The sequence below is a fragment of the Agromyces sp. NPDC055520 genome (assembly GCF_053619715.1).
Window position 1 is genome coordinate 1 of the sequence record NZ_JBSHJY010000074.1, and the last position, 7,289, is coordinate 7,289.

Below are 7,289 nucleotides of genomic sequence, written 5' to 3' on the forward strand. Positions count from 1 at the left end.
CAGCCATGAACGTCCGTGACACGAGCCCCACCCGAAAGGAGGATGAGACCGTGACAGAAACCATCGCGCGCGAGGTCGCCGCGCCCCGGCCCCAGGCGCCGCGCGCCCCTCGTGGCAAGCGCCGCACACTGTCGGTGCCGCACCTGCTCCTCATCCCCGCCATCCTCATCCTCCTGGTCGGCATGGGCTACCCGCTCGTCTGGCAGGCCGTCACCTCGCTGCAGAAGTTCGGCATCCAGCAGCAGTTCGGAAAGCCCGCCGAGTTCGTCGGCCTGCAGAACTACATCCATCTCGCCACCGACCCCACGATGTGGCAGGTCGTCGGCCGCTCGCTGCTGTTCTGCATCGTCACGGCGGCGCTGACGATCGTCGTCGGCATCCTGCTCGCCGTGCTCATGACCGCGGTCGGCCGCACGGCGCGCCTGACGCTGCAGATCTCCCTGCTGCTCGCCTGGGCCATGCCCGTCGTCGCCGCGATGACCGTGTGGATCTGGCTCTTCGACCGTCGCCGCGGCGTCGTGAACTACCTGCTCGACATGATCCCGGGCGTGGACATGAACCGCTTCTCGTGGCTGTCCACCCCGCTCACCTTCTTCATCGTCGCGAGCATCATCGTGATCTGGATGTCGGTGCCGTTCGTCGCCTTCTCGGTGTACGCGGGCCTCACCCAGGTCTCCGACGAGGTGCTCGAGGCCGCCCAGCTCGACGGCGCGAACGGCGCCAAGCGCTTGCGCTACATCATCATGCCGATGATCCGGCCGGTCATCATGATCGTGCTGCTGCTGCAGCTCATCTGGGACCTGCGCGTGTTCACGCAGATCACGATGCTGCAGGATGCCGGTTCGAAGGCCTCCGAGTTCGACCTGCTCGGCACCTACATCTACAAGCTCGGGGCCGGGTCCCAAGACTTCGGCATGGCCTCGGCGGTCTCCATCTTCGTGCTCGCACTGACCCTCGCGATCAGCTGGTTCTACGTGCGCTCCCTGCTCAAGGAGGACGAACAGTCATGACCACCTCCGTCACGATCCCCACGGGCGGTGAGCTCGGGGCCACGGCGTCGGCGATTCCGGTCGGGCGGGTTCGCACCCGCACGCGGTGGAGCCGTCGCTTCCGCACCCGCCGCGTGCTGCTGACGATCCTCGCCTTCGCGATCGCGCTGGCCTGGGTGTTCCCCGTCTACTGGATGATGAACTCCTCGCTGCTCTCGAACCGCACGCTGCAGTCGTTCATCCCGACGTTCGTGCCGTTCGGCGGTTCGTTCGCGAACTACGAGAACGTGCTCGAAGACGGCTCGTTCTTCACGGCGCTCGGCATCAGCCTCTCGATCACGCTCATCGCCGTGTTCTTCTGCCTGCTGTTCGCCTTCCTCGCCGCCGTGGCGATCAGCCGGTTCCGGTTCAAGGGCCGCAAGAGCTTCGTGCTCGCGGTGCTCATCGTGCAGATGCTGCCCGCCGAGGGCCTGTTCATCGCCCAGTACAAGATGGTCTCGAGCGTCGGCCTGCTGAACTCGGTCATCGGCGTCAGCATCATCTACACGGCGGCCGTGGTGCCGTTCACGGTATGGATGCTCCGCGGCTTCGTCGCCGGCATCCCCGCCGACCTCGAAGAGGCTGCGATGGTCGACGGGCTGAGCCGCACGCAGGCCTTCATGCGCATCACGTTCCCACTGCTGGCCCCGGGGCTCGTGGCATCCGGTGTCTTCGCCTTCCTGCAGGCGTGGAACGAGTTCACGGTCGCCCTCGTGCTGCTGCCGGCCGAGCAGATGCACACGCTGCCGCTGTGGCTGCGCGGCTTCATCCAGGCCAGCGCGACGCGCGAGACCGACTGGGGTCAGGTGATGGCCGCGTCGACCCTCGTCGCGGTGCCGGTCATCGTGTTCTTCCTCATCGTGCAGGGCCGCATGACCAGCGGACTCGTGAGCGGAGCCGTCAAGGGATGACCGCCACGACCCGCACCGGCGAGGGCGCTGCGCTCCGCCGGGACATCCTCGCGACACTGCTGCCCGGCTTCGAAGGCCCGCACGCACCCCGATGGGTGCTCGAGCTGCTCGGCGAGGGCCTCGGCGGCGTCTGCATCTTCGGCTCGAACATCGAGTCTCCCGAGCAACTGCGCGCCCTCAACGCCGCGCTCCGCGAGGCGAACCCGCTCGCTGTGATCGCGATCGACGAAGAGGGCGGCGACGTCACCCGGCTCTTCTACGACCGCGGCGCGCCGTTCCCCGGCAATGCCGTGCTGGGCCGCATCGACGACGTCGAGCTGACCGCTCGCGTCGCTCGGGCCGTGGGCGAGGCGCTCGCCGCGACGGGGTGCACCGTGACCTTCGCACCCGACGTCGACGTGAACGCGAATCCCGACAACCCCGTGATCGGGGTGCGCAGCTTCGGCGCCGACCCCGAGCTCGTCGCCCGGCACTCGGCCGCGTGGACGGCGGCGCTGCAGGAGACGGGCGTCGCCGCCAGTGCGAAGCACTTCCCGGGCCACGGCGACACCGCGACGGACTCGCACCTCGCGCTGCCCGTCGTGGATGTGCCGCTCGCGACCCTGCGCGAGCGCGAGCTCGTGCCGTTCCGGGCCGCGATCGCCGCGGGCAGCCGCACGATCATGACCTCGCACATCCTCATTCCGGAGCTCGACTCCGAGAATCCGGCCACCCTCTCCCCGCAGATCCTCAGCCTGCTCCGCGGGGAGCTGGGGTTCGACGGCGTCATCGTCACCGACGCCCTCGACATGAAGGGGGCGAGCGGCGTGCACGGCATCCCCGAAGCTGCGGTGCGCGCCCTCGCCGCCGGTTGCGACCTGCTCTGCATCGGCACCGACAACTCGGCCGACGAGATGGCCGCCGTCGTCGCGGCGGTCGAGGCGGCGATCGCAGGCGGCCGCCTCCCGGCCGCACGGGTGCGCGAGGCCGCAGCACGGGTGCGTGCGCTCGCGACCGAGGCGAGGCCGGTGCCGGCGGGGCCGGCGCTGCCGGCCTCGATCGAGCCGCAGCACGACGGCGAACAGATCGGTCGGGTCATCGGCGCCTTCGAGATCGCGGATGCCGCGCGCACGCGACTCGCCCGATCGCCTCGGGTCGGCACCGTCGTGCGCGTCGACACCGTCGCGAACATCGCCATCGGCGGTGCGCCGTGGGGCCCGTTCGCCGCAGAGGACCTCGCAGCCGACCCGTCGTGGCTCGGCCGCGCCGCGACCGTGGTCGTGTCGGAGCAGCAGGGCCTCGGCGACCCCGCCGCCCTCGACGGCACGGTGCTCGTGGTGGGGAAGGACCTGCATCGGCATCCGTTCGCCCGCGCGGCGATCGACGCGTTGCGTGCCGTGCGCGACGACGTCGTGACGATCGACATGGGCTGGCCGTCGAACGATCGGGCCTACGCCGACGTGTCGACGTTCGGCGCGTCGCGTCTCGTCGGCGAGGCGGTCATCGAGTTCGTCGACGACGCGCTCAGGGCCGCAGTGGCTGCGCCGTGAGACTCGGCATCGACATCGGCGGCACCAAGACGGCCGCGGTGGCGATCGGTGCCGACGGAGCGCTCAGCGATCTGGTGCGGATGCCCACGGGCTTCGGCGCGGAAGCCGTCGTCGCGACGGCGTTGCGCACGGTCGAGCGCATGAGCGTCGTCTCGGGTCTCGGCACCGCGTCGTTCACCTCGATCGGCATCGGCATCCCGGGGGCGGTCGACAGCACGACCGGTCGCGTCGAGCACGCCGTCAACCTCGGGCTCGACGGACTCGACCTCGGCCCGCGGCTCTCGGATCGTCTGGGCGTCGACGTGCGCATCGAGAACGACGTCAAGGCGGCCGCCCTCGGCGCCCACCACCTGCTGGGCGCCGGCGGCGCGACCGGGCCCACCTCGATGGCCTACCTCAACCTCGGCACGGGCCTCGCGGCCGGCGTCGTGCTCGACGGGCGGCTGCTGCGGGGCGGCCACGGCATCGCGGGCGAGATCGGGCACATCCCGATCGATCCGGCCGGCGTCGTGTGCGGCTGCGGCCAGCGCGGCTGCCTCGAGACCGTGGCGTCGGGCCTCGCGATCGCCCGGATGTGGCCGGCCGCGTCCGAGCACCCGGCCCGTGAGCTCTTCGACGCGGCCGACGCCGGCGACGCACGCGCGGTCGCGGTGCGCGAGCAGTTCATCACGGGGGTCGCGGCGGCGGTGCGGCTGCTCGTGCTGACCGTCGACGTCGACGCCGTGGTGATCGGCGGCGGCCTCGCCGCCCTCGGCGAATCGCTGGTTCTCGGCACACGACGTATCCTGAATCGATGGGCGGCCGAGTCGGCCTTCCTCGCATCGATCGACCTCGCCGCGCGCGTGCAGGTCGTCCCACCCGGATTCCCCGCGGCCGCCGTCGGCGCCGCCCTCGTAGGAGAAGACCAATGGCTGAAGTCGTCGTCGTAGAGAACGAAGACGCCGCAGGCGCACTCGTGGCCGACACGATCGTCTCGCTCATCCGCTCGAAACCCGACGTCGTGCTCGGCCTCGCAACCGGCTCGACGCCGCTCGCGAGCTACCGTGCCCTCGCGCGCCGCATCGCCGATGATTCCATCGACGTGCGCGGCGTGCGCGGCTTCGCGCTCGACGAGTACGTGGGGTTGCCGGCCGGCCACCCCGAGAGCTACCGCGCGGTGATCACGCGCGAGGTCGTCGAACCGCTCGGCCTGACGCCCGAACTCGTGCGCGTGCCCAACGGCGACCCGGCCTCGATCGAGCACGCCGGCGCCGACTACGAGGCGGCCATCACGGCGGCCGGCGGCGTCGACCTGCAGATCCTCGGCATCGGGCGCACCGGGCACATCGGGTTCAACGAGCCGGGCTCGTCGCTCGCCTCGCACACCCGGGTCAAGACGCTCACCGCGGCGACGCGCCTCGACAACGCGCGCTTCTTCGATTCGCCCGACGACGTGCCGATGCACTGCATCACGCAGGGCATCGGCACGATCCTGCGCGCCCGGCACCTCGTGCTGCTCGCCTTCGGCGCGGCCAAGGCGCACGCGGTGGCCGCCGCCGTCGAGGGCGCGGTCTCGGCGAGCCAGCCCGGCTCGGCGATCCAACTGCACCCGCACACGACGGTCATCGTCGACGAGGCGGCGGCCGCCGAGCTCGTGAACCTCGACTACTACCGTCACGCGTGGGCGCACAAGCCCGCCTGGCAGGGCATCTGAGCCGCTCGAGACCGATGGGGTGAGTGGATGCCGCGGCATCCACTCACCCCATGTCATGTGTCGCGGGTGGCGGCGCTCAGCCGGCGATCTCTTTGCGGCCGTTGATGATGCCGCTGACGGCGGCGACGACGGCGAAGACGACGGCGACGACGGGCTGGCCGAGGGTCCACCAGCCGAGTGCGGCGGCCGAGAAGACGGCGATCTCGACGATCGCCTTGCCGAACGCGTCGACGCGGAAGACGGCCTTCGGCGACACGAAGAGCGCCCACGCGAGGATCGCGAGGAGCGGCGCGCCGATGCCGATCGCGACGCCCGGCCACGGCAGCGGGAAGGACAGGAAGCCCCACACGCCGAGCGAGACGAAGGCGAAGAGTTCGAGGAAGAACCGGAGGATGTCGTTCGGCCCGACCTTCGGCTGGGCGGGCTGCGGGTCGGGCTGCTGCTCGTGCTGTTGTGCGTCGCTCACAACCCTCAAGCCTACCCGCGACCTCAGCGGAAGATGATCGTGCGCACTCCGTCGAGCAGCACCCGGCGCTCGGCGAACCACTTGACCGCTTGGCTGAGGGTGCGGCTCTCTTCGTCTTGACCGATCGCGACGAGCTCACCCGGGCTGCGCGAGTGGTCGACGCGCACGACGTTCTGCTCGATGATCGGGCCCTCGTCGAGGTCGCTCGTGACGAAGTGCGCGGTCGCACCGATGAGCTTCACGCCCCGCGAATGCGCCTGACGGTAGGGGTTCGCGCCCTTGAACCCGGGCAGGAACGAGTGGTGGATGTTGATGCACCGGCCCTCGAGGGCCGCGCACAGCTCGGGGGAGAGGATCTGCATGTAGCGGGCGAGCACGACGAGTTCGATGTCGTGCTCGTCGACCGCGTCGAGCACCCGGCGTTCGAATTCGGCCTTCGACGCGGGATCGGTGACGGCGAGCGACTCGAACGGCACCCCGTAGAAGTCGACGAGATCGCGCAGGGTGCCATGGTTCGACAGCACGAGCGGGATCTCGACGGGCAGCTGGCCGGCGCGCTGGCGGAACAGCAGGTCGTTGACGCAGTGGCCGGCGGTCGAGGCGAGCACGAGGGTGCGCAGCGGTCGGCCGACCTCGTCGAGGTGCCATTGCATGCTCCACCGCTCGGTGACGGGGGCGAGGGCCGCCTCGAATTCGTCACGGCCGGCCGAGGACTCGACCTGCAGGCGCATGAAGAAGTTGCCCGTGTCGAGGCTCGCGAACTGCTGGCTCTCGGTGATGTTGCCGCGCGCGGCGACGATCGCCCCGCTGATGGCGTGCACGATGCCGGGGCCGTCGGTGCAGCTGAGCGTGACGACCCAGTGGTGCAGGCGTTCGGGGGCGTCTGCGGCGTGCTCGGCGACTGGGACGTGCTCGGTCATCCCGCCAGACTAGCGGTGCCGGGCTCGGCGGCGAGTCCGGTGACGTCGCCCGGCGCCGGTTCGGTCGCGATGCCGTCGATCGACCCCGAGCGCTCGGCGGCGGCGGCCGGCCCGGTGCGGCCGTCGGCGGCCAGGTAGCGCACGGTGTACGCGACGCGGTCGTCGACCTCGTAGAGACCCGGCAGGGTGAGTCGGCCGTCGTCGCCGAGCACCTCGTGTCGGCCCACGACGCCGTCGCCCAGCACCTGCACGGCGGCTCCGGGCGCACCCGCGAACGAGACGCGCCAGCCCCATCCCCGGCGCAGCAGCTCCAGCGACGGGCTCGACAGGGCGACCTCGACCGGGGCGCTCGCCGCGGAGCGGTTTCCGGCGGGGTCGAGCTGTTCGACCGCGAGCACGTGCCGACCGGCGGGCAGCCCGGAGTAGACGAGCGACCAGTCGCCCTCGCTGTCGGCGATCGCGTCGGGCGCACGGTCTGCGGTTGCCGCCGGAGTCGTGGGTGCCGCGAGCGTCGTGGATGCCGCGAAGGTCGCACCCGCACTCGACTGCACGGTCACGAAGATGCTCGCGCCGGGCTCTGCCGTGCCCGAGAGCCTCGGGTCGACGAGGCCGTTCGCGGTGTCAGCCGCATTCACGACAGGCGGGAGCGCCACGGTATCGCCCGGTTCGGGTTCGGGTTCGGGTTCGGGTTCGGGTTCTGGGCCCGGTCCGGGTCCCGGACCGGGCCCGGGAGCCGGTGACG

The 7,289-nt window shown here is 71.0% G+C and carries 7 protein-coding genes and 1 pseudogene; 5 read left to right on the forward strand and 3 right to left on the reverse strand.

Annotation, left to right across the window (positions count from 1 at the left end; genetic code table 11):
• Nucleotides 1-50: 50 nt before the first annotated feature.
• The 5 genes from ACWGST_RS16640 to ACWGST_RS16660 are packed head-to-tail and all read left to right on the forward strand — an operon-like array spanning nucleotide 51 to nucleotide 5,161.
• Nucleotides 51-1,010: a carbohydrate ABC transporter permease gene (locus tag ACWGST_RS16640; protein WP_452047781.1), complete on the forward strand. Its 960-nt coding sequence runs from the start codon at nucleotides 51-53 to the stop codon at nucleotides 1,008-1,010.
• Complete coding sequence (locus tag ACWGST_RS16645) at nucleotides 1,007-1,939, forward strand: carbohydrate ABC transporter permease (protein ID WP_452047782.1); 933 nt, start codon at nucleotides 1,007-1,009, stop codon at nucleotides 1,937-1,939. The genes ACWGST_RS16640 and ACWGST_RS16645 overlap by 4 nt, the downstream gene beginning before the upstream one ends.
• Nucleotides 1,936-3,468 (forward strand): glycoside hydrolase family 3 protein, encoded by a 1,533-nt coding sequence (locus ACWGST_RS16650; RefSeq protein WP_452047783.1) that lies wholly within the window; start codon nucleotides 1,936-1,938, stop codon nucleotides 3,466-3,468. The genes ACWGST_RS16645 and ACWGST_RS16650 overlap by 4 nt, the downstream gene beginning before the upstream one ends.
• The gene (locus ACWGST_RS16655) at nucleotides 3,465-4,397 is read left to right on the forward strand and encodes an ROK family protein (RefSeq protein ID WP_452047784.1); all 933 of its coding nucleotides are present in this window, start codon (nucleotides 3,465-3,467) and stop codon (nucleotides 4,395-4,397) included. Before ACWGST_RS16650 ends, ACWGST_RS16655 begins: the two co-directional genes overlap by 4 nt.
• Nucleotides 4,376-5,161 (forward strand): glucosamine-6-phosphate deaminase, encoded by a 786-nt coding sequence (locus tag ACWGST_RS16660; RefSeq protein WP_452047785.1) that lies wholly within the window; start codon nucleotides 4,376-4,378, stop codon nucleotides 5,159-5,161. The genes ACWGST_RS16655 and ACWGST_RS16660 overlap by 22 nt, the downstream gene beginning before the upstream one ends.
• 76 nt (nucleotides 5,162-5,237) lie before the next feature.
• On the opposite strand, the gene ACWGST_RS16665 is transcribed toward ACWGST_RS16660, so the two are convergent.
• The 3 genes and pseudogenes from ACWGST_RS16665 to ACWGST_RS16675 all read right to left on the reverse strand — a co-directional run.
• Entirely contained in the window at nucleotides 5,238-5,627 is a 390-nt protein-coding gene (locus tag ACWGST_RS16665) for a YrdB family protein (RefSeq protein WP_452047786.1), read from the reverse strand.
• A gap of 23 nt (nucleotides 5,628-5,650) precedes the next feature.
• Nucleotides 5,651-6,547 carry a formyltetrahydrofolate deformylase gene (purU, locus tag ACWGST_RS16670; RefSeq protein WP_452047787.1) on the reverse strand — a complete coding sequence of 299 codons (897 nt, stop codon included), beginning with the start codon at nucleotides 6,545-6,547 and terminating at the stop codon, nucleotides 5,651-5,653.
• A pseudogene (locus ACWGST_RS16675) lies at nucleotides 6,544-7,289 on the reverse strand (hypothetical protein); the annotation flags it as partial. The pseudogene ACWGST_RS16675 and the gene purU, both read right to left, overlap by 4 nt.

Coding starts and splice junctions, on each gene's coding strand:
- ACWGST_RS16645 (WP_452047782.1), top strand. CDS start 1,007: ATGACCACCTCCGTCACGATCCCCACGGGCGGTGAGCTCGGGGCCACG.
- ACWGST_RS16650 (WP_452047783.1), top strand. CDS start 1,936: ATGACCGCCACGACCCGCACCGGCGAGGGCGCTGCGCTCCGCCGGGAC.
- ACWGST_RS16660 (WP_452047785.1), top strand. CDS start 4,376: ATGGCTGAAGTCGTCGTCGTAGAGAACGAAGACGCCGCAGGCGCACTC.
- purU (WP_452047787.1), bottom strand. CDS start 6,547: ATGACCGAGCACGTCCCAGTCGCCGAGCACGCCGCAGACGCCCCCGAA.